Here is a 19,595-nt window from a genome sequence, read left to right as displayed (position 1 = left end):
CGAGGAGGCGGTCACGATGACCCGATGGTGGCGGCGGGGAGCCGCGCGGGACGGCCAGGAGGCCGGCGCGCGGCCGCCACGGCCCCGGCACGAGCCGGGGAGCGGGGAGGGCGGCGGTCAGGGCGGCGACGGGGGCCGGGGCCGGGACGGCGGCCAAGACAGCGGGGGACACATCACCTTCTCCGAGGTCACGGAGGACGGGGAGCACGAGATCTTCCGTGTCGGCATCTCCCGCGAGCAGGCAGCCGCGATGCGGGCCCGGTCCGCCATCGACCGGCTGGGCCCCGAACACCCGGAGGCGCTCACCGCCATGCGCGCGCTCGCCCGGGTCCTCGCCTCGACCCCGGGGCGGGGCGAGGACGCCGTCGAGCTCTACCAGGCGGTGGCACGCACCCAGTGGACCGTGCTCGGCGACCGCCACGAGGAGACCCTGAGGACCTCCGCCGAACTGGCCGCCGCCCTCCACGCGACCGGTGACCTGCGCCTGGCCGAGGCGGCGTGGCGCGACACCTTCCGCGCCCGGGCCGAGACGCTCGGCCGCGACCACCCCGACACGCTGGCCTGCGCGGCCGCACTCGCCGCGGTCCTGGACGACCTGGACCGCGCCGCCGAGGCCGAGCCGCTGCTGCGGGACGTCCTGGAACGCCGCGTCCGGCTGCTCGGCCCCGACCACCCCGACGTCCTGACCTCCGCCAACGCCCACGCCGGCGCGCTGATCCTGTGCGGCCGGCACGAGGAGGCGGAGCGCGCCCTGCGCGCGCTCGTGCCCCGGCTGGAGGACCGGTACGGGCGCGACCACGAACGCACGACCGCGGCCCGGAGCAACCTCGGCGCCGTCCTGTGCCGGCTGGACCGGTACGCCGAGGCGGAGCAGCAGCTCCAGGCGGTGGTGCGGTCGCTCGACGCGACGGTCGGGCCGCACCACGAGACGACCTTCAGCGCGCGCAACAACCTCGCCGCCGTCCTGCACGGCATGGGGCGCTACCAGGAGGCCGTGCCCCTCCTGCGGGCCGTCCTGGACGGCCGCGTGGTCCTGAACGGCGACGACCACCCGACGACCGTCGCCACCCGGGACAACCTCGCCAACGTCCTGATCGACGTGGGCCGCCACGCCGAGGCGGCCGAGCTGTTCGAGCGGTGCGTCCGCGACTACCACCGCGTGTACGGCCCCGGCCACCCCCGCCTGCGGGCCGCGGAGGAGCAGCTCGCCTGGCTGCGCGAGGGCCCGGCCGACGACTGAGCCCCAAGATGCCCCGTGCCGACCTGCGCGTCGTGGCACGGCGGGGCACGCTTGAAGCGTGAAGAACCCCGAGGAGGCGGGCGCGGGCCTGCGGTCGCTGGGCTCCGCCCTGTCCGACGTCTTGCGGCGGACGGGCGCGGCCATCGGCATGGTCTACCTGCGGCCCCCCGGGGAGGGCGCCCTGCGGCTGGCGGTGCTCAGCGGTGTGTCCCTGGAGTTCGCCGCCCCCTGGATGCGGGTCGCGCCGCACGACCCCGTGCCCGTGGCGGACGCCGTGGCCGAGGGGCGCCTGGTGTGGATCGGGGACCGGGAGGAGATGGCCCGCCGCTACCCCCGGCCGGGGCTCGTCCTGCCGTACCCGTTCTCGCTGGCCGCCGCCCCCCTCGCCGCCGGCGGCACCACCTGGGGCGGCCTGGTGCTGCTGTGGCCCGGGGGTCACGCGCCGCGGCTGGCCGCGTCCGAGGAGGACGCCGTCCACGACGGCTGCGACCGGATGGCGCTGGTCCTGGCCCGGGCCGAAGCCGAGGGGCGGCCCGTGGTGCCGGGGCGCCAGCCCCGCATCGTCCGCCCCACCCGGCGCACCCCCGGGCCCATCGAGGCCACGGCGGCGGTGGAGTTCGTCCACCGCCTGCCCGGGGGGAGCTGCGCCCTGGACCTGAACGGCCGCGTCACCTTCCTCACCGAGGAGGCGGCCGACCTCCTCGGGGTGGACGCCGAGGAGCTGACCGGCGCCCTGCCGTGGGAGGTCCTGCCGTGGATGGACAACCCCGCCGTCGAGGACCGGTACCGCGCCGCGGTCATCAGCCGCCGGACCACGTCGTTCACCACACTGCGCCCGCCCGGCCACTGGCTCCGCTTCGAGCTGCACCCGGACGCCACCGGCATCAGCGTCCGCATCACCGCGGCGGCCGGCCCCGGGGGCGAGACCCCCGGCCCGGGGACCGCGGGGCAGCACGAGGAGCCGGAGCACACCGCGCAGTCGGCCCTGCCGAGCCGCGCGACCAGCCTCTACCACCTGATGCACCTGGCCGCCACGCTCACCGAGGCCGCCGGCGTGCAGGACGTGGTCGACCAGGCCGCCGACCAGATCACCCCCGCCCTCGGCGTCCACGCCCTCGCCGTACTCACCGCCGAGGACGGCCGGCTGCGGGTCGTCGGCCACCGCGGCTACGCCGACGCCGTCGGCCGGTTCGACTCCGCGCCGCTGGCGTCCGACACCCCCGCGGCCCGCGTCCTGGTCACCGGGACGCCGCTGTTCTTCGGCAGCCGGGCGGAACTCGAACGGGAGTTCCCGTCCGCCGTCGTCCTGGGCAGCGCGGGCGCCGCCTGGGCGTTCCTGCCGCTGATCGCCTCCGGCCGCCCGGTCGGCTCGCTGGTCCTCGGCTACGACCGGCCGCGGAACTTCCACCCCGGCGAGCGGGCCATCCTCAGCTCGCTGGCGGGCCTCCTCGCCCAGGCACTCGACCGGGCGAGGCTCTACGACAGCAAGCACGAACTCGCCCGTCGCCTCCAGGCCGGCCTCCTCCCGCACACCCTTCCGCACATCCCCGGCCTGGAGGTCGCCGCCCGCTACCTGCCGGCCGGCCACGGCACGGGCGTCGGCGGCGACTTCTACGACCTCATCCGGCTCAGCGGCACCACCGCCGCCGCGACCATCGGGGACGTCCAGGGCCACAACGTCGAGGCGGCCGCCCTCATGGGCCAGGTGCGGGCGGCCGTCCACGCGAGCGCCGGCGCGCCGCCCGGTGAGGTCCTCGCCCGAACCAACCGCCTGCTCACCGACCTCGACCCGGGGCTGTTCACCAGCTGCCTCTACGCGCACATCGACCTGAGGCACCACCGCGCCCTCCTCGCCACCGCGGGCCACCCGCCTCCGCTGGTGCGCCACCCGGACGGGCACACCGAGGCGCTCGACCTGCCCCCCGGCCTGCTCCTCGGGATCGACCCGGCCGCCGACTACCCGACGGCCGGGGTCACCCTGCCCACCGGCACCGTGCTGGCCCTCTTCACCGACGGCCTGGTCGAGGCACCGGGCGTCGACATCGACGACGCGACCGCCGAGCTGGCCGGCCAACTCGCCTGGAACGGGGACGCGAGCCTGGACGACCTGGCCGACGCGCTCATCGGCCACGCCCGGGAGTCGGCGCCCCGCCACGACGACATCGCCCTGCTGCTGCTCCGCACGGTCGCACCCGGCTGAGGCGCCGGCTCAGCGCGCCGAGAAGCCGTGCACCGTCGTCGAGCGGTAGGTGTCGCCGGGCCGCAGCACCGTCGACGGGAAGGCCGGCCGGTTGGGGGAGTCGGGGAAGTGCTGCGTCTCCAGGCACAGTCCGTCGCCCTGCCGGTAGGTGCGCCCGGACGGCCCGGCGAGGCTGCCGTCCAGGAAGTTGCCCGAGTAGAACTGCACACCCGGTTCCGTCGTCGCGATCGTCATCGTGCGCCCGGAGCCCGGGTCCCGCAGCGTCGCGAAGGGCTGCGGACGGGCCGTGAGGCCCTTGTCCAGCACCCAGTTGTGGTCGTACCCCTTGGCGAGCACCAGCTGCGGGTGCGCCGCGCGGATGTCCTCGCCGATCGCCCTGCCCCGGCGGAAGTCGAACGGGGTGCCCGCCACGCGGGCGAGTTCACCGGTCGGGATCAGCGTCGCGTCGGTCGGGGTGTAGCGGGAGGCGGCCAGCCGCAGCTCGTGGCCGAGGACGTCACCGCGGCCCTCGCCCGCCAGGTTGTAGTACGTGTGGTTCGTCAGGTTCACCACCGTGGCCCGGTCGGTGGTGGCCGCGTAGTCGATGCGCCAGTCCCCGCGCGGGGTGAGGGTGTACGTGACCGTCACCTTCAGCGTGCCCGGGTAGCCCATCTCGCCGTCGGCGCTCACGTACCGCAGCACCAGCCCGACGCCGGTGCGGCCGCTGAAGGGCCGTACGTCCCACACGCGCTTGTCGAAGCCCTCGGCCCCGCCGTGCAGGCTGTTCGGCCCGTCGTTGACGGACAGCCGGTGCTCGGTGCCGTCCAGGGTGAAGCGGCCGCCCGCTATCCGGTTGCCGTACCGGCCGATCAGCGCCCCGAAGAACGGCGACGACGAGACGTACGCGTCGAGGTCGCCGAAGCCCAGCGACACGTTGGCGTACCGGCCGTGGCGGTCCGGGATCTCCAGGGACTGCACGATGCCGCCGTAGGACAGCACCTTCAGCCGCGTGCCGCCGTTCTCCAGCGTCCAGCGGTGCACCTTCGTGCCGTCGGTGAGGGTGCCGAACGGTTCCTGCACCGGTTCACCGCCTGTCGAGGCGTGCGCGGTGGCCGGGGCCGCCGCCGTGAGTCCCGCGGCCGCCGCGGCCGCGAGCACCGTCCGTCTGCTCGTTTCCATCCGAACTCCCGAAGTTCTCGAAGGGGTGAACTACTTGCCGGCCCTGCGCTTGTTCCAGACGTCGAACCCGACCGCGGCGAGGAGCACCAGTCCCTTGATGACCTGCTGGTAGTCCGTGCCGATGCCGACCAGCGACATGCCGTTGTTCAGCACGCCCAGCACCAGGCCGCCGATCACGGCGCCCATCACGGTGCCGACGCCGCCGCTCATTGAGGCGCCGCCGATGAACGACGCGGCGATCGCCTCCAGTTCGAAGTTCAGGCCCGCCTGCGGGGTGCCCGCGTTGAGCCGGGCCGCGTACACGCAGCCCGCCAGCGCCGCCAGCACGCCCATGTTGACGAAGACGAGGAAGGTGACCCGCTTGTCCTTGACGCCCGACAGCTTCGCCGCCGCCTTGTTGCCGCCCAGCGCGTACACATGGCGCCCGATCACCGCGTTGCGCATCACATAGCCGAGGGTGATCAGCAGGGCGCACATGATGAGCATGACCACCGGGACGCCGTGGAAGCTGGCCAGCGTCAGCGTGAACGCGACCACCGCGGCCGTGATGGCGGTGCACTTCAGCGCCCACAGGCCGAACGGCGGCACGTCCAGCGCGTGGGCGAGCTGCCGCCGCCGGTCCCGCCACTCGCGCAGCAGCAGGAACACCACCGCGAGCAGACCCAGCAGCAGCGTGGGGTTGTGGTACTGCGTGTAGGGACCCGCCTCGGGGATGAACCCCTTGGCGATGTTCTGGAAGCCGTCGGGGAACGGGGCGATGGACTGCCCCTCCAGCACGATCTGCGTGAGCCCCCGGAAGAGCAGCATGCCGGCCAGCGTCACGATGAACGACGGGATGCCCACGTACGCGATGAAGAAGCCCTGCCAGGCGCCCGCGACCGCGCCGATCAGCAGCGACAGCACCAGCGCGAGCACCCACGGCATGTCGTGCCTGACCATCATCACCGCCGACATGGCGCCGACGAACGCGACGACCGAGCCGACGGACAGGTCGATGTGGCCGGCGATGATGACGATCATCATGCCCATGGCCAGGATGAGGATGTAGCCGTTCTGCTGGATCAGGTTGGAGACGTTGTTCGGCAGCAGCAGCGTGCCGTCGGTCCAGATCTGGAACAGCACGACGATGAACGCGAGCGCGATCAGCATGCCGTACTGGCGCATGTTGCCGCGCACCGCGTCGAGCAGCAGCGTGAGCGCCGTCGGTCGTGGCGGGTCCTCGTGTGGCCGGGAGCGCGGGGGAGTGGTCGTGGTGGTCATGGCGGGCCTCAGCTTCTGTTCATGGTCATCTGGCGCATCAGGAGTTCCTGGGTGGCGTCGGCGCGGGCGACCTCACCGGTCAGCCGGCCCTCGGCCATCGTGTAGATCCGGTCGCACATCCCGAGCAGCTCCGGCAGTTCGGAGGAGATGAACAGCACGGCCTTGCCCTGCGCCGCGAGCCGGTCGATGACGGTGTAGATCTCGTACTTGGCGCCCACGTCGATCCCGCGCGTCGGCTCGTCGAGGATCAGCACCTCGGGGTCGGCGTGGATCCACTTGCTGAGGACGACCTTCTGCTGGTTGCCGCCCGACAGCCGTCCCACCTGCTCGAAGACGGTCGGCGCCTTGATGTTCATGTCGGCGCGGTACCGCTCGGCGACGCTGCGCTCGTGGTGCTCGTCGACGACGCCCCGGCGCCGCATCCCCGGCAGCGAGGCCAGCGAGATGTTGCGGTTGATGTCGTCGATCAGGTTCAGGCCGTACCTCTTGCGGTCCTCGGTGACGTACGCGAGCCCGGCGTCGATCGCCGCGGGGACGGTCTTCGTCACCACCTCGCGCCCGCCCACCTCGACGGTGCCGCGGACGTAGTTCCCGTACGACCGGCCGAACACGGACATCGCCAGCTCGGTGCGGCCCGCGCCCATGAGGCCCGCGACGCCCACGATCTCGCCGCGCCGCACGGTCAGCGACACGTCGTCGACGACCGTGCGCTGATGGTCGACCGGGTGCCGCACGGTCCAGCCGCGCACGGCCAGCGCGACCTGACCGGCGTCCTCGCCCTCGTACGGAGTGCGGTCGGGGAAGCGCTGGTCGAGGTCGCGGCCGACCATGCCGCGGATGATCCGGTCCTCCGACAGCCGCGGTTCGGCGTCCGGGCTCTCGCGGACCGTCAGGGTCTCGATGGTGCGCCCGTCGCGGAGGATCGTCACCGAGTCGGTGATCCGCCGGATCTCGTTGAGCTTGTGCGAGATGATGATGCAGGCGATGCCCTGGTCGCGCAGCTCCAGGATCAGCTCCAGCAGCTTCGCGCTGTCCTCGTCGTTCAGCGCGGCCGTCGGCTCGTCGAGGATGAGCAGCCGCACCTCCTTGGCCAGCGCCTTGGCGATCTCCACCAGCTGCTGCTTGCCCACACCGAGGTCGGCGACCGGTGTCTGCGGTTTCTCCCGCAGTCCCACGCGCTTGAGCAGCGCGCTCGCCCGTCGCAGCGTCTCGTTCCAGTCGATCAGCCCGCGCGTCGCCCGCTCGTTGCCCAGGAAGATGTTCTCGGCGATCGACAGGTAGGGGACGAGTGCCAGCTCCTGGTGGATGATGACGATGCCGCGCCGCTCACTGGCCCGGATGTCCCTGAAGGCCACCGGCTCGCCCTCGAAGCGGATCTCGCCCTCGTACGAGCCGTGCGGATGGACCCCGCTGAGCACCTTCATCAGGGTGGACTTGCCCGCGCCGTTCTCGCCGCAGATCGCGTGCACCTCCCCGGGCCGTACCGTCAGGTTCACCTCGGAGAGCGCCGTGACCCCGGGGAACGTCTTGGTGATCCCGCGCATCTCCAGTACGGGCCCGGTCACTTGAGCTGCCCGGCGGTGAAGTAGCCCTCGTCGACGAGGAGCCGGGTGTTGGACTTGTCGATGCTCACCGGGTCCAGCAGGAACGACGGCACCGTCCTCTTGCCGTTGTTGTAGTCGGTGGTGTTGTTGACCTGCGGCTTCTTGCCGTTGAGTACGGCGTCGCCCATCCTGACCGCCTGCGCGGCCAGCTTGCGCGTGTCCTTGAAGACGGTCTGCGTCTGCTCGCCACGGATGATCGACTTCACCGACGCCAGCTCGGCGTCCTGGCCGGTGACCACCGGCAGCGGTCGGCTCTTCGTGCCGTAACCGGCGCTCTTGAGGGCCGAGATGATGCCGATGGATATCCCGTCGTAGGGCGAGAGGACCGCGTCGACGCGCTCCTCGCCGTAGTTCTTGCTGATGAGGTCGTCCATCCGCTTCTGCGCGGTGCCGCCGTCCCAGCGCAGCGTGGTCGCCTGGTTCATCCGGGTCTGCTTGCTGCGCACCACGAGCCGGCCGTTCGCGAGGTACGGCCGGAGGACCTTCATCGCGCCGTTCCAGAAGTACTTCGTGTTGTTGTCGTCGGGGGAGCCCGCGAACAGCTCGATGGTGCGGGACGGGCCCCCGGCCGTCGCCGGTCCGAGCTTCAGCGCGTCGACGATGTACCTGGCCTGCAGCTCGCCGACCCGCTCGTTGTCGAACGACGCGTAGTAGTCGACGTGCTCGGTGCCCATGATGAGGCGGTCGTAGGAGATCACGGGGATGCCCGCGTCCTCCGCCCGCTGGAGCACCTCGGTGAGGGCGGAGCCGTCGATCGCGGCGACCACCAGCAGCTTGCGCCCCTTGGTGATCATGTTCTCGATCTGCGCGATCTGGTTCTCGACCTTGTCGTCGCCGTACTGGAGGTCGGTGTCGTACCCCGCCTCGCGGAACTGTTCCGCCATGTTCTCGCCGTCGGCTATCCAGCGCTCCGAGGACTTGGTCGGCATGGCGAGCCCGATGGTGCCGCCCTTGCCGCCCGCGGGCTTGTAGCGGCTGCCGCCCCTGGCCTCCTGGCCGCAGGCGGTGAGCGAGACGGTGAGCAGGGCGGCGAGCGAGGCCGCCACCGCGGTTCTGCGGGAGATGCGCATGGATCAGTCGCCTTCCGGAGCGGTGGCCGGGACGGGGAATCGCGGGAGCTCACCCGGCAGCCGCGAGCCGAGCGGGGACATCCCGCCGTCCGCGCCGTGCCGGGCCAGCAGGTCCAGGACGAGCCGGCCGCGGCGGACCCGCTCCCGGGCGGTGGCGAGCGCGGTGTCGCGCAGCTGCGCGCCGTACGGGTAGATGCCGGGGGAGCGGCTCAGGCCGAACTTCAGGTACAGCGGGGCGCCGCGCCGGATCAGCTCGGCCACCTCGTACATCCGGACGTAGCCGCCGAGGTCGTCGGGCGCCTCGACGTACATGTCCATCGGGGCGCGGGCGGCCAGCCGGATCTCGGTGAGGTGCTCCAGCGTCAGGTCGGAGGGCACGTTGACCGAGTCGGCGCCGAGCCGCTCGTACACGGTGAACGAGGCCGGGTTGACCGGCCCGGTGAGCGCGGACAGCTTGAAGGTGGTGTCGGCGGGCAGGTGCCCGGCCGTACGCAGCCGGTGCAGCGTCCACAGCACCCCCTCGTCGGCCACGAGCAGGCAGCGCACGCCCAGCGCCGTGGCGCGGCACGCGTCCTCCACGCAGCCGGCGAGCGCGTCGTGGCCGCGGGCGCGCAGCCCGGCGCCGCCCGAGTCGGTGCGGGTCCCGGCGCCGATGTCCCAGGTGCCGCGCGGGCCGGTGAACAGGCACAGCTCGATGTCGCGTTCCGCGCAGGACTTCACCATCTCGGTGATCTCGGCGTCGGTGAGCATCCACACGCCGCTGCCCTGGCTGATCCGGTGTACCGGTACGTCGAGGCGGGCGCTCTCCTCGAGGACGACGGCCAGCGCCTCGGGGCCCTCCACGGAGGGGATCTCGGTGCGCCAGGTCCCGCCGTCGGGGAAGGCGTGCGGCGAGGTGTCGGCCGGGTCGGCGGCGGGCGCCGGATGGCCGATGGCGGCCAGGGCCTCGGCGCCGGGGCGGCGGGGCGCTGGTGCGGACGGGGCGGTCACAGGACTCCTTGGGTGTTCGGTATTCCGGACGTCGTTCGTGACGTTGGGTGTACGGCGGTACGGGGGCGGACAGGGCGCCCCGTACCGCCGTACGGTTCGGGGAGGCGCGGCGGGCGGCGCGGGGAGGCGCGGCGCGGGCCCTCAGGGGCGCAGCAGCACCTTCCCGGTCTTCGGGTCGCCGCCGCCCACCAGGGCGACCGCGTCGGCGAACCGCTCCAGCGGATATTCGTGAGTGATCAGCGGCGCCGGGTCGAGCAGCCCGAGCCCGAAGGCCCGTACCGCGTCGGACCAGGCCGAGGAGGGGGCACCGAAGACGCTGCGGATCTCCAGCTGGCTCAGCGACAGGTGCACGGGGTCGATGCCGGCCGCGCCGGGCGTGAACATCCCGGTCAGCACCACCCGGCCACCGCGGCGCGCCAGCCGGCACGACGAGGCCGCCGTGGTGGGCGCCCCCGCCGTCTCGACCACCAGGTCGAACCGGCCCTCCAGCCGGGCCGCGCCGTCCGGGTCGAGCGACCGGCTCGCACCGCACCGCAGCGCCTGGTCGCCCCGCGCCGCCCTCGGGTCGACCACCGCCAGCTCGGCCGGCGACGAGGCGGCCAGCAGCTGCACGGCCAGCAGCCCCAGCGTCCCCGCGCCCACCACCACGACCCGCTCACCGGGTTGTGGCCGCCCCGCCCGAACCGCCGCGGCGATCACGGCGGCGGGCTCCAGCAGGGCCGCGGCCCGCAGGTCGGCGTCGTCGTCCAGCAGGTGCAGCAGCCGCGCCGGGACGATGACGTGGTCGGCGAACGCACCCGGCTCGGTGAAGCCCGTCTCGGCGTACCCGCTCGCGCACAGGCTCGTCTCGCCGCACCGGCAGCGCTCGCACGCCCCGCACGCGCGGAACCCCTCCGCGACCGTCTTCCGGCCGGTGAGCGCCGGGTCGACGCCCTCGCCGACCGCCTCGACCGTGCCGGCCCACTCGTGGCCCGGGACGACCGGATACCGGACGTACCCGGGGTCCCGGTGCCCGTCGTACACCTCGCGGTCGCTCATGCAGATCCCGGCCGCCGCGACCTTCACCAGGACCTCGCCCGGCCCGGGGGCGGGGACCTCCCGCTCGACGAGCCGGTGCGCGCCGGGCCGCTCGACGAGCACCGCGCGGCTGGTCCGGGTGCCGGACTCGCCGCTCGGGGGGCGGCTCACTTCGGCGCCCTCTTCTCCCAGCCCTCGGCCCACAGGTCGAACCGGGCCCGCTGCTGCGGGAATTCCGCCGCCGCGTCCACGTCCAGTTCGACGCCGAGGCCGGGAGCGTGCGACACCTCGAAGCACCCGGTGGCCGGATCGACCTGCGGGGCGCCCTTGACGACCTTCTTGATCTCCGCGTCCGCGAAGTCGTTGAAGTGCTCCAGGATCTTGAAGTTGGGGGTGCAGGCCGCCAGCTGGAGGGAGGCCGCGGTGAGCACGGAGCCGCCCACGTTGTGCGGGGCGACCAGTGTGTAGTGCGTCTCCGCGGTGGCCGCCAGCTTCCGGGTCTCCAGGATGCCGCCGATGTGCCCCAGGTCCGGCTGGATGATGTCGGCCGCCTGGGACTCGAACAGCTCCCGGAACTCGATCCGGTCGTGGATGCGCTCACCCGTGGCCACCGGGATGTCCACCTTCTCGGCGACCTTCGCCAGCGCCTTCAGGTTCTCCGGCGGCACCGGCTCCTCGAGCCAGGCCGGCGCGAACGGCGCGAGTTCCTTCGCCAGCCGCACGGCCGTCGCCGGGCTGAAGCGCCCGTGCATCTCCAGCATCAGTTCCGCGTCGGGCCCGATGGCGTCCCGCACGGCCTCGATCAGCGACACCGCGTACCTGGTCCGCTCCGCGTCCAGTTCGAGGTGCCCGGTCCCGAACGGGTCGATCTTCAGCGCCCGGTAGCCGCGCGCCATGACCCCCTTGGCCGCCCGGTGGTAGGCCTCCGGGGTCCGCTCGGTGGTGTACCAGCCGTTGGCGTACGCCTTGACCTTGTCGGTCACCTTGCCGCCGAGCAGCTGCCAGACGGGCACCCCCAGCGCCTTGCCCTTGATGTCCCAGCACGCCATCTCGACGACCGCGATGCCCGACATGACGATCTCGCCGGCCCGGCCGTAGTCGCCGTACTTCATCCGGCGTACGAGGTCCTCCACCGCGAAGGGGTCGGAGCCCGCGATGTGGTTGGCCTCGGCCTCCTTGAGGTAGCCGACCAGCGCGTCGGTGTGCCCCAGCATGCGCGTCTCACCGACGCCGGTCAGCCCCTCGTCGGTGTGGACGAGTACATAGGTGAGATTGCGCCAGGGGGTCCCGACGACATGAGTGCTGATTCCCGTGATGCGCACGGCAGTTGCCCTCTCCAGGTCGTTCGATATTTCGTCACACGTTCGAAATCTTGGCGTGACCGTAATCAGCCGTCCGGAAGGTGTCAATGGTTCGCGCGGCTTCGCCCCGAACGGGTTTCGCGTCCGGCCCATTGCCCGCGAAGTCGCCGGTGGTTAGCCTGTGTTCGTCATACCGATCAAAGGCCGAAGTTTCGAACGAAGGGGTGGGTGGACGGTATGGGACGTCTTGTCCCCGCTGTGACCAGGGCGCTCGACATCCTGGAACTGTTTCTGGAGGGTGACGGCACCCTCTCCGCGCCGGAGGTCACCCGCAGGCTCCAGCTCCCGCGCACCACCGTCCACGAGCTGCTCACCACCCTCGCCGCCCGCTCCTACCTGGTGCCGCTGCCCGAGCAGCCCGGACGCTACCGCCTGGGCGTCCGCACCTACCAGCTCGGCAGCCGGTACGCCGAACAGCTCGACCTGGCCGCCGAGGGGCAGCGGGTGGCCCGCGAGGTCGCCGAGACCTGCGACGAGACCGTCCACGTGGCCGTCCTGGAGGACACCGACGTCATCTACATCGCCAAGGTCGACTCCACCCACGCGGTACGTATGGTGTCGGCGGCCGGACGCCGGCTCCCCGCCCACTGCACGTCCGTCGGCAAGATGCTCCTCGCCTCCCTGCCGCAGCACGAGCTGGACGCCCGCATCGAAGGGCGCGACCTGGTCGCGATGACGGCCAACAGCCTGACCGACCCCGACGCGCTGCGGGCCGAACTCACCGCCGTCCGCGAGCGGGGCGTCGCCACCGAGCACCGCGAGTCGAACCCGGACGTCAGCTGCGTCGCCGCCCCCGTGCGCGACGGCGCGGGCCGGGTCGTCGCCGCCCTGTCCATCTCCGTGCCCATGATCCGGTGGACCGAGGAGCGCGAGGCCGAGCTGGCCGAACTCGCCGCCAAGGGCGCCGACGACCTCTCCGCCAGCCTCGGCCACCGGGGCGCGGCCCGGTGACCGCCGTCGAGGTCGCCGTGCGGGAGCACGCCGAGCTGGGCGAGGGCCCCACCTGGGACCCGGCCGCCCGGCGGCTGGTCTGGGTCGACATCCTCGGCTCCCGCGTGCACACCTACGACCCGGCGAGCGGCCGCCGCACCGTCATGGCCACCGAGCAGCACGTCGGCGCCGCCAAGCCGCGGACCGGCGGCGGACTGGTCGTCAATCTCCGGGACGGCGTCGGGCTGTACGACGAGGGCGGCGCCGCCTTCCGCTGGCTGGTCCACGGCCCGGTCCCCGGGCGGCGCGGCAACGACGCGGCGGTCGCCCCGGACGGGTCCCTGTGGGCCGGCACGATGCGCTACGACGAGGCGGCCGGCGGGGGTTCCCTCACCCGGTTCGCCCCCGACGGGAGCGCCACCCCCGTCATCCCCGGCGTCGCGGTCAGCAACGGCACCGGCTGGAGCCCCGACGGCACCCACCTCTACTACGTCGACAGCCCCACCCGGCGCGTCGACGTCTGCCGGCTCTCCGAGGACGGCCGGCGGGTGGAGGAGCGGCGCCCGCTGGCGGCCGTCGAACCGGGCGCGGGCTTCCCCGACGGCCTCACCGTCGACGGCGAGGGCTGCGTCTGGGTCGCCCTGTGGGACGGCGCCGCCATCCGCCGCTACACCCCGGACGGCACCCTCGACCGGACCGTCGAGCTGCCCGTGCGCCGCCCCACCGCCTGCGCCTTCGGCGGCCCGGGGCTGCGGGACCTGTACATCACCACCGCCCGCACGGGGCTGGACCGTCCCCACCCCCTGTCCGGCTCCCTCCTGGTGCTCCCGGACGCCGGACAGGGCGCGGCGGCCGTCCCCTTCGGGGGCTGACGTGCACGGGCAAGCGCTTGTTAGGATCGCGCCCTCGCACGGAGAAGGGGCCCGTGCGGCCATGACCAGCAGCCACGCAGTGCGCGACGACGCGCGGGAAGGGGACGCCGTGGGGACATCCGCCGATGACGCCGCCACGGAGTTCCACGACTTCTTCGAGCGTCACTACGCCGAACTGGCCCGCCTGGCGCACCTCCTGACCGGGGAGGCCGACGCGGCCGACGACATCGCCGCCGACGCCCTGCTCGCCCTCTGGCACCGCTGGGACCGCGTCCGCGCCGCCGAGCACCCCGCCGCCTACGCCCGCGGCGTCGTCGCCAACCTCGCCCGCAGCCGCATCCGCAGCGCCGTACGGGAACGCCGCCGCATCGCCCTGTTCTGGTCCCAGATCTCCCCGCACACCGACGGCCCGGACATACCGTCCGTCGTCGACGTCCAGGGCGCCCTGCGGACGCTGCCGTTCCGCAAGCGCGCCTGCGTCGTGCTGCGCCACGCCTTCGACCTCTCCGAACGGGACACGGCCCTCGCGCTGGGGATCTCGGTCGGTACGGTGAAGAGCCAGACGTCCAAGGCCATGGCCCAGCTAGAACGGCTGCTCGGCAACCGGGCGGCGACGCACCTCGTGGGGAAGACATGGACCAGCTGAAGCAGCGCCTGCGGGAGGCGGCACAGGCGCACCAGCCCGACCGGGCGCGCATCCTCGCGCGCGTCGAGCGTGGCATGGCCGCCCCCGCCGCGGACGCACGCCCGCACCGCCCCGCGACGCGCACGTCCTGGGCCCGGGTCGCGGGCGCCGGCGCCGCCGTGGCCGCGGTGCTGGCCGCCGGCGGCTACACCGCGACCGCCGTGCTGGGCCCCGACCGCCCGGACCACGGCGTCGCCGTCCCGTCCCGCGTCCCCCTGTCGGCGAGCGGGGCCGTCGACCCGCACAGCAACCGCTTCTGGGCGCAGAGCAACATCACGCTGACCACCGCCCGGCCGCTCACCGCCCTCACCGTCGACCTGCGGATCGCCCAGACCGGCGGTGTCGCCGGCACCGGCCACTGGCGCACGCTGCCGGCCGAGGACTTCACGGTGTCCGTACGCGAGGACGGGGACGGCGCCCTCCACTACACCTGGACGCTCCGGCCCGGCCGCACCGCGCCGGCGGGCCGCCACGTCTTCGCCGGCCAGTACAACCACGCCGAGGGCGCCCGTTCCGCCCGCGCGGACCGCTACACCGTCACGGCCACCGAGGACGGCGGTGAACGAACCTCGGTACGCGGCGGCTTCTCCCCGTGACCGCGAGGAGTCCCCGGCCGGGCGGCAACCCTTCCGGGGGTGGCGGCGACCAGCACGCACAAGGTCGCACCCCACACGAAGGAACGGGACATGAGCCAACGAGCCGCCGCACGGCGCATCCCCAGGCGTTCCGGCCGCCGGGCCCTCGCCGCCCTCACCGGCGCGGTCGCCCTGACCGGCACCGCCCTCACCTCCGGTCTCACCCTCCCCACCGCCTCCGCCGCGGCCGCCTGGCCGACCCCCAGCGGCAGCAAGGCGGTCCCCGCGACCATCGCGGTCCCCGCCTCCACCCCCTACGACGGGGGGATGAAGCGCCACTACGGCACCGGTGACCTCGGCAGCGGCGGACAGGACGAGGGCCAGGCCCCGCTGTTCACCCTGGCGGACGGCGCGGTCCTCAAGAACGTCGTCCTCGGCTCCCCGGCCGCCGACGGCGTCCACTGCCTCGGCAGCTGCACCCTCCAGAACGTCTGGTGGGAGGACGTCGGCGAGGACGCCGCCACCTTCAAGGGCAAGTCGTCGAGCGCCGTGTACACGGTGACCGGCGGCGGCGCCAGGAAGGCGTCGGACAAGGTCTTCCAGTTCAACGGTGCCGGCAGGCTGACCATCACCGGCTTCCAGGTCGCCGACTTCGGCAAGCTGGTCCGCTCGTGCGGTAACTGCTCCACCCAGTACAAGCGCACCATCGTCGTCGACAACGTCGACGTCAGCGCGCCGGGCGGCAGCATCGCCGGCATCAACACCAACTACAGTGACACCGCCACCCTCCGCAACATCCGTATCCACGGCGACAGCAGCAGGAAGATCAAGCCGTGTGTGCGCTACACCGGCAACAACACCGGTGCGGAGCCGGTCCAGACGGGCAGCGGCCCGGACGGCACGTACTGCCGGTACACCGCGTCCGACATCACGTACTCCTGACGCGCCGGCTGGCGGGTGGGCGGAGAGCGGGCACCCGGCGGCGCGGGCACCCGGCGGCGCGGGCACCCGGCGGCGCGGGCACCCGGCGGCGCGGGCACCCGGCGGCGCGGGCACCCGGCGGCGCGGGCACCCGGCGGGCGCACCGTCCCGCACGCGCCTCCGCGTTCGCGTCACGCGGTGACCGGCCGCCGTGACCGGCGTCCGGCTGCCGTGACCGGCCGCCGCCCGCCCACCGCCATCCGTCGCCACGGCGCGTCGTCGCGAGGGGTGACAATGAGCCGGTGACAGACGGTTCGGAAGCAGACGCCCCCGCGGGCGGTTCGGTGACGGGTCCGGTGACGGGCGACGCGGAGGCGCGGCACACGGGCGCGTGCCCCTACGGGGTGCTCGGCGCGACCCGGGTAGTGCGCGCCGACGGGTCCGAGGTCCCGGTCGCCGGGGCGCGGTTGCGGGCGCTGCTCACCGCCCTCGCCGCGGCGGGCGGGCGGGCCGTCCCGGTGGGGCACCTGGTCGGCCATGTGTGGGCCGGCGCCCCGCCGGCGGACGGCCCGGCCGCGCTGCAGGCCCTCGTCGGGCGGCTGCGCCGGGCGCTGGGGCACGGCGCCGTCGTGTCCTCACCGGGCGGCTACCAGCTGGACGCCGACCCCGGGGACATCGACCTGTTCCGCTTCGAACGGCTCGCCGCCGACGGCGCCGCCGCACTGCGCGCCGGGGACCCGGGGACCGCCGCCCGGCTGCTCGACGCGGCGCTGCCGCTGTGGCGCGGGCCCGCCCTGGCCGACCTGCCGGACCGGGGAGGCGACCCCCTCGCGGTGCGGGCCGAGCGGCGCCGCACCGAGGCGCGCCGCGACCGGCTGGCCGCTGAGGTCGCGCTCGGCCGCGCCGGGGCCGCCCTGGCGGGTCTCGCCGCACTGGTCGCCGAGCGGCCCCTGGACGAGCCGCTCGCCGCGCTGCGCATCAGGGCACTGCGGTCCGCCGGCCGCCCCGCCGAGGCACTGGCGGCGTACGAGGAGGTCCGCGCCCGGCTCGCCGCCCGCCTCGGCACCGGCCCCGGCCCGGACCTCCGGGCGCTGCACGCCGAACTCCTCGCGGCGGACCCCGCCCCGCCGCGCCCTCGCGAGACCCGCCGCCCGCCGGGCAACCTGCGGGCCCGGCTCACCTCCTTCGTCGGGCGTTCCGCCGAACTGGCCGCCCACGCCGGGGAACTGCGCGAGCGGCGGCTGGTCACCCTGCTCGGGCCCGGAGGCGTCGGCAAGACCCGCCTGGCGCTGGAGGTGGCCGAGGCGGTGAAGGGGGCGGAGGACACCTGGCCCGACGGCACCTGGGTCGCCGAACTGGCTCCCGTACGCGACGCGAACGACGTCCCCGAAGCCGTACTGAACGCCCTCGGCGTGCGCGGACCACTGCGGTGGGGCACCGAACCGCCTGCCCAGGACCCGCTCACCCAGCTCCTCGACCACTGCGCCCGGCGCCGGCTCCTGATCGTCCTCGACAACTGCGAGCATCTCGCCGGGGCGGCGGCCGCCCTCGCGGACACCCTGCTCGCCCACTGCCCCGGCGTCACCGTCCTCGCCACCAGCCGTGAACCGCTCGGCGTCCCCGGCGAAGCCGTACGCCCCGTCGAACCGCTGCGCCAGGACGCAGCGCTCCGGCTGCTCGCCGACCGCGGAGCAGCCGCCCGCCCCGGCTTCCGCACCGACGACGACCCGGGCGCCTGCGCCGAGATCTGCCGCCGTCTCGACGGCCTGCCGCTCGCGCTCGAACTGGCCGCCGCACGGCTGCGCGCCCTGTCACCGCGCCAGATCGCCGACCGGCTCGACGACCGGTTCCGCCTCCTCGACCGCGGCAGCCGCACCGCGCTGCCCCGGCAGCAGACCCTCCGCGCGGTCGTCGACTGGTCCTGGGACCTGCTCACCGCCCACGAGCGGGCGGTCCTCATGCGGCTCGCGGTCTTCGCCGGCGGCTGCTCCCTCGCGCAGGCCGAGGAGGTGTGCGCCGAACCGGACACCCTGGGCGGCCTCACCTCCCTGGTCGACAAGTCCCTCGTCGTCGCCACCCCCTCGCCGGCCGGTGACGGCATGCGCTACCGGCTCCTGGAGACCGTCGCCGACTACGCCGCCGAACGGCTCACCCAGGCGGGGGAGCGGGAGAGCACCGCCCGCCGCCACCTCACCGCCGTGCGCGAGCTGGTCCGTACCGGCGCCCACCACCTGCACGGCCCGCTCCAGACCGCGTGGCTGGAGAGGCTCGACACCGAGCACGACAACATCCGCACGGCCCTGCGGACCGCCGTCGACCTGGGCGAGGAACAGGAGGGACTGTGCCTGGTGCTGTCCCTCAACTGGTTCTGGCAGCTGCGCGGTCACGTCGGTGACGCAGGCGTCTGGTCGGCGGAGGTGGCCGCCCTCGGCCCGGACCCGTTCGTGCCGGACGCGGGAGCCGGGGTGCGCCGCGCCGTGCCGCTGCTCAGGCGCTGCACCGACCAGCCGCCGCCGTGGCCGGAGGAGCAGCTGTGGGAGGCCCGGCGCGGGGTGCGGCTGATGGCGCTGGCCTCGGACGGCAGCCAGGGCGCCGCCACGCTGGAGAAGCCCGGGAACCGCGCCTATCTGAGGGCCGTCGCCGACGCCTACCGGCCGGGCATGCCGCAGAACAGCCGCCAGCCCGGCACGATGTGGTTCTTCGCCCGGCTGCTGCTCGGCGAGTTCAACGGACTGGCCGGGGCGATGGACGCCCAGGTGGCGTGCTGCCGGGCGTACGGCTCCGACGCCGACCTCGGCTTCGCCCTGCTCCTGCGCGCCAAGGTGATGCCGGACGGCGGCGACGACGCCGAGGAGGCCCTGGCCCGCTTCGAGGCGGCCGGCGACCCGTGGGGCATCGCCGAGGCGCACTGCGCCCGCGGCGAGCACCACGAGCGGGAGGGCGGCTACGGCCGGGCCGCCCGGGCCTTCGAGCGGGCGGCCGAGGCGGCCGAGCGGACCGGCGCGCGTGGCCTGGCCCCGGTCTTCCGCGCCAAGCTGGCCCACCTCCGGCTCCAGGACGACGCCGGACCCGAGGAGCGCGAGAGCGCCGAGCGCATGCTGCGGGAGGCGGCCGAGGACCCGGCGCAGGAGGGCGTCGAATCCATCGGCACCGCCCGCCTGCTGCTCGCCCAGCACTACGGCCGTACCGGTCGCGTCGCCCTCGCCCGACAGCAGCTGGACGCCATCGAGGCGGGTCTGCCGGCCGGTACGGCGGAGCTGTTCACCGGCATGCTGCTGGGGCTCCGGGGCTGGCTCGACTGCCTCGACGGCGACCACGCGCGCGCCCGGGAACGCCTCGCGACGGCCGTGCGGCGGATGGAGCCGCTGGCCTACCTGGTGGCGCCGCGCCTCATCCTCGGCCAGTTCCCGGCCGCCGCCTGGGCCATGGCCCGCCAGGGCGACCCCCGGGACGGGGGACGCCTCCTCGGCGCGTACGACCGGCACGCCGACGGCCCCGGCGTCACCGGCTTCCGCCAGTTCTCCACCGACGCGGCGCAGGAGATCCGGCTGCGCGCCGAGGCGGAGCTGCGCACCGTCCTCGACCACGAGACGTACGCCCGAGCCCACGCCGCCGGCCACGGCCTGACCGTGCGGGAGGCCGCGGCCCTCGTACGCTGACGGCTCGGGCCCCGCACAGGGGCGTCACGCCGTGCACGTCTACGGCTCCGCAC

Annotated in this window: 15 protein-coding genes; 8 read left to right on the top strand and 7 right to left on the bottom strand. The window is 74.2% G+C overall.

Going from position 1 to position 19,595, the window contains the following annotated elements; translation table 11 throughout:
• Positions 1–16: 16 nt before the first annotated feature.
• Together IE109_RS13770 and IE109_RS13765 are read left to right on the top strand one after the other, a co-directional pair.
• Complete coding sequence (locus IE109_RS13770) at positions 17–1,240, top strand: tetratricopeptide repeat protein (protein WP_189551119.1); 1,224 nt, start codon at positions 17–19, stop codon at positions 1,238–1,240.
• Positions 1,241–1,388: 148 nt separating this feature from the next.
• Positions 1,389–3,440, top strand: a complete 2,052-nt coding sequence (locus IE109_RS13765) for a SpoIIE family protein phosphatase (protein WP_189551302.1) — start codon at positions 1,389–1,391, stop codon at positions 3,438–3,440.
• Between the two features lie 9 nt (positions 3,441–3,449).
• Here the strand turns inward: IE109_RS13765 and IE109_RS13760 are convergent, their stop codons facing one another.
• The 7 genes from IE109_RS13760 to IE109_RS13730 all read right to left on the bottom strand — a co-directional run bounded on the left by IE109_RS13760 (position 3,450) and on the right by IE109_RS13730 (position 11,861).
• Positions 3,450–4,598: an aldose epimerase family protein gene (locus IE109_RS13760; protein ID WP_189551118.1), complete on the bottom strand. Its 1,149-nt coding sequence runs from the start codon at positions 4,596–4,598 to the stop codon at positions 3,450–3,452.
• Positions 4,599–4,628: 30 nt separating this feature from the next.
• Positions 4,629–5,858 carry a multiple monosaccharide ABC transporter permease gene (gene mmsB, locus IE109_RS13755; RefSeq protein ID WP_189551117.1) on the bottom strand — a complete coding sequence of 410 codons (1,230 nt, stop codon included), beginning with the start codon at positions 5,856–5,858 and terminating at the stop codon, positions 4,629–4,631.
• Between the two features lie 8 nt (positions 5,859–5,866).
• Complete coding sequence (gene mmsA / locus IE109_RS13750; RefSeq protein WP_189551116.1) at positions 5,867–7,423, bottom strand: multiple monosaccharide ABC transporter ATP-binding protein; 1,557 nt, start codon at positions 7,421–7,423, stop codon at positions 5,867–5,869.
• Positions 7,420–8,532 (bottom strand): multiple monosaccharide ABC transporter substrate-binding protein, encoded by a 1,113-nt coding sequence (gene chvE / locus IE109_RS13745; protein WP_189551115.1) that lies wholly within the window; start codon positions 8,530–8,532, stop codon positions 7,420–7,422. Before chvE ends, mmsA begins: the two co-directional genes overlap by 4 nt.
• A 3-nt stretch (positions 8,533–8,535) precedes the next feature.
• A complete protein-coding gene (locus tag IE109_RS13740; protein WP_189551114.1) occupies positions 8,536–9,522 on the bottom strand; it encodes a hypothetical protein in 987 nt (328 codons plus the stop codon).
• A gap of 141 nt (positions 9,523–9,663) precedes the next feature.
• Complete coding sequence (locus tag IE109_RS13735; protein ID WP_229890991.1) at positions 9,664–10,710, bottom strand: zinc-dependent alcohol dehydrogenase; 1,047 nt, start codon at positions 10,708–10,710, stop codon at positions 9,664–9,666.
• Positions 10,707–11,861, bottom strand: a complete 1,155-nt coding sequence (locus IE109_RS13730; RefSeq protein WP_189551112.1) for a mandelate racemase/muconate lactonizing enzyme family protein — start codon at positions 11,859–11,861, stop codon at positions 10,707–10,709. The genes IE109_RS13735 and IE109_RS13730 overlap by 4 nt, the downstream gene beginning before the upstream one ends.
• Before the next feature lie 216 nt (positions 11,862–12,077).
• On the opposite strand from IE109_RS13730, the gene IE109_RS13725 reads away from it, so the two are divergent.
• The 6 genes from IE109_RS13725 (at position 12,078) to IE109_RS13700 (ending at position 19,542) form a co-directional block, all read left to right on the top strand.
• Complete coding sequence (locus tag IE109_RS13725) at positions 12,078–12,851, top strand: IclR family transcriptional regulator (protein ID WP_189551111.1); 774 nt, start codon at positions 12,078–12,080, stop codon at positions 12,849–12,851.
• Positions 12,848–13,702: an SMP-30/gluconolactonase/LRE family protein gene (locus IE109_RS13720; protein ID WP_229890989.1), complete on the top strand. Its 855-nt coding sequence runs from the start codon at positions 12,848–12,850 to the stop codon at positions 13,700–13,702. Before IE109_RS13725 ends, IE109_RS13720 begins: the two co-directional genes overlap by 4 nt.
• A 109-nt stretch (positions 13,703–13,811) precedes the next feature.
• Positions 13,812–14,348, top strand: coding sequence for a SigE family RNA polymerase sigma factor (locus IE109_RS13715; RefSeq protein ID WP_189551300.1), 537 nt, complete (start codon positions 13,812–13,814; stop codon positions 14,346–14,348).
• Positions 14,336–14,983: a hypothetical protein gene (locus IE109_RS13710; RefSeq protein ID WP_189551110.1), complete on the top strand. Its 648-nt coding sequence runs from the start codon at positions 14,336–14,338 to the stop codon at positions 14,981–14,983. Before IE109_RS13715 ends, IE109_RS13710 begins: the two co-directional genes overlap by 13 nt.
• A 90-nt stretch (positions 14,984–15,073) precedes the next feature.
• On the top strand, positions 15,074–15,904 hold the full coding sequence (locus IE109_RS13705) for a pectate lyase (protein ID WP_189551109.1): 831 nt from the start codon (positions 15,074–15,076) through the stop codon (positions 15,902–15,904).
• A 335-nt stretch (positions 15,905–16,239) separates the two neighbouring features.
• Complete coding sequence (locus tag IE109_RS13700) at positions 16,240–19,542, top strand: ATP-binding protein (protein WP_189551299.1); 3,303 nt, start codon at positions 16,240–16,242, stop codon at positions 19,540–19,542.
• The last annotated feature ends 53 nt before the right edge of the window (positions 19,543–19,595 follow it).

The sequence above is a fragment of the Streptomyces lavendofoliae genome (assembly GCF_014649735.1).
Classification (GTDB): domain Bacteria; phylum Actinomycetota; class Actinomycetes; order Streptomycetales; family Streptomycetaceae; genus Streptomyces; species Streptomyces lavendofoliae.
The sequence above is the reverse complement of the archived record's forward strand: the minus strand, read 5'-3'. Positions and strand labels throughout refer to the sequence as shown.

Coding starts and splice junctions, on each gene's coding strand:
- IE109_RS13770 (WP_189551119.1), top strand. CDS start 17: ATGACCCGATGGTGGCGGCGGGGAGCCGCGCGGGACGGCCAGGAGGCC.
- IE109_RS13765 (WP_189551302.1), top strand. CDS start 1,389: ATGGTCTACCTGCGGCCCCCCGGGGAGGGCGCCCTGCGGCTGGCGGTG.
- IE109_RS13760 (WP_189551118.1), bottom strand. CDS start 4,598: ATGGAAACGAGCAGACGGACGGTGCTCGCGGCCGCGGCGGCCGCGGGA.
- mmsB (WP_189551117.1), bottom strand. CDS start 5,858: ATGACCACCACGACCACTCCCCCGCGCTCCCGGCCACACGAGGACCCG.
- chvE (WP_189551115.1), bottom strand. CDS start 8,532: ATGCGCATCTCCCGCAGAACCGCGGTGGCGGCCTCGCTCGCCGCCCTG.
- IE109_RS13725 (WP_189551111.1), top strand. CDS start 12,078: ATGGGACGTCTTGTCCCCGCTGTGACCAGGGCGCTCGACATCCTGGAA.
- IE109_RS13710 (WP_189551110.1), top strand. CDS start 14,336: ATGGACCAGCTGAAGCAGCGCCTGCGGGAGGCGGCACAGGCGCACCAG.
- IE109_RS13705 (WP_189551109.1), top strand. CDS start 15,074: ATGAGCCAACGAGCCGCCGCACGGCGCATCCCCAGGCGTTCCGGCCGC.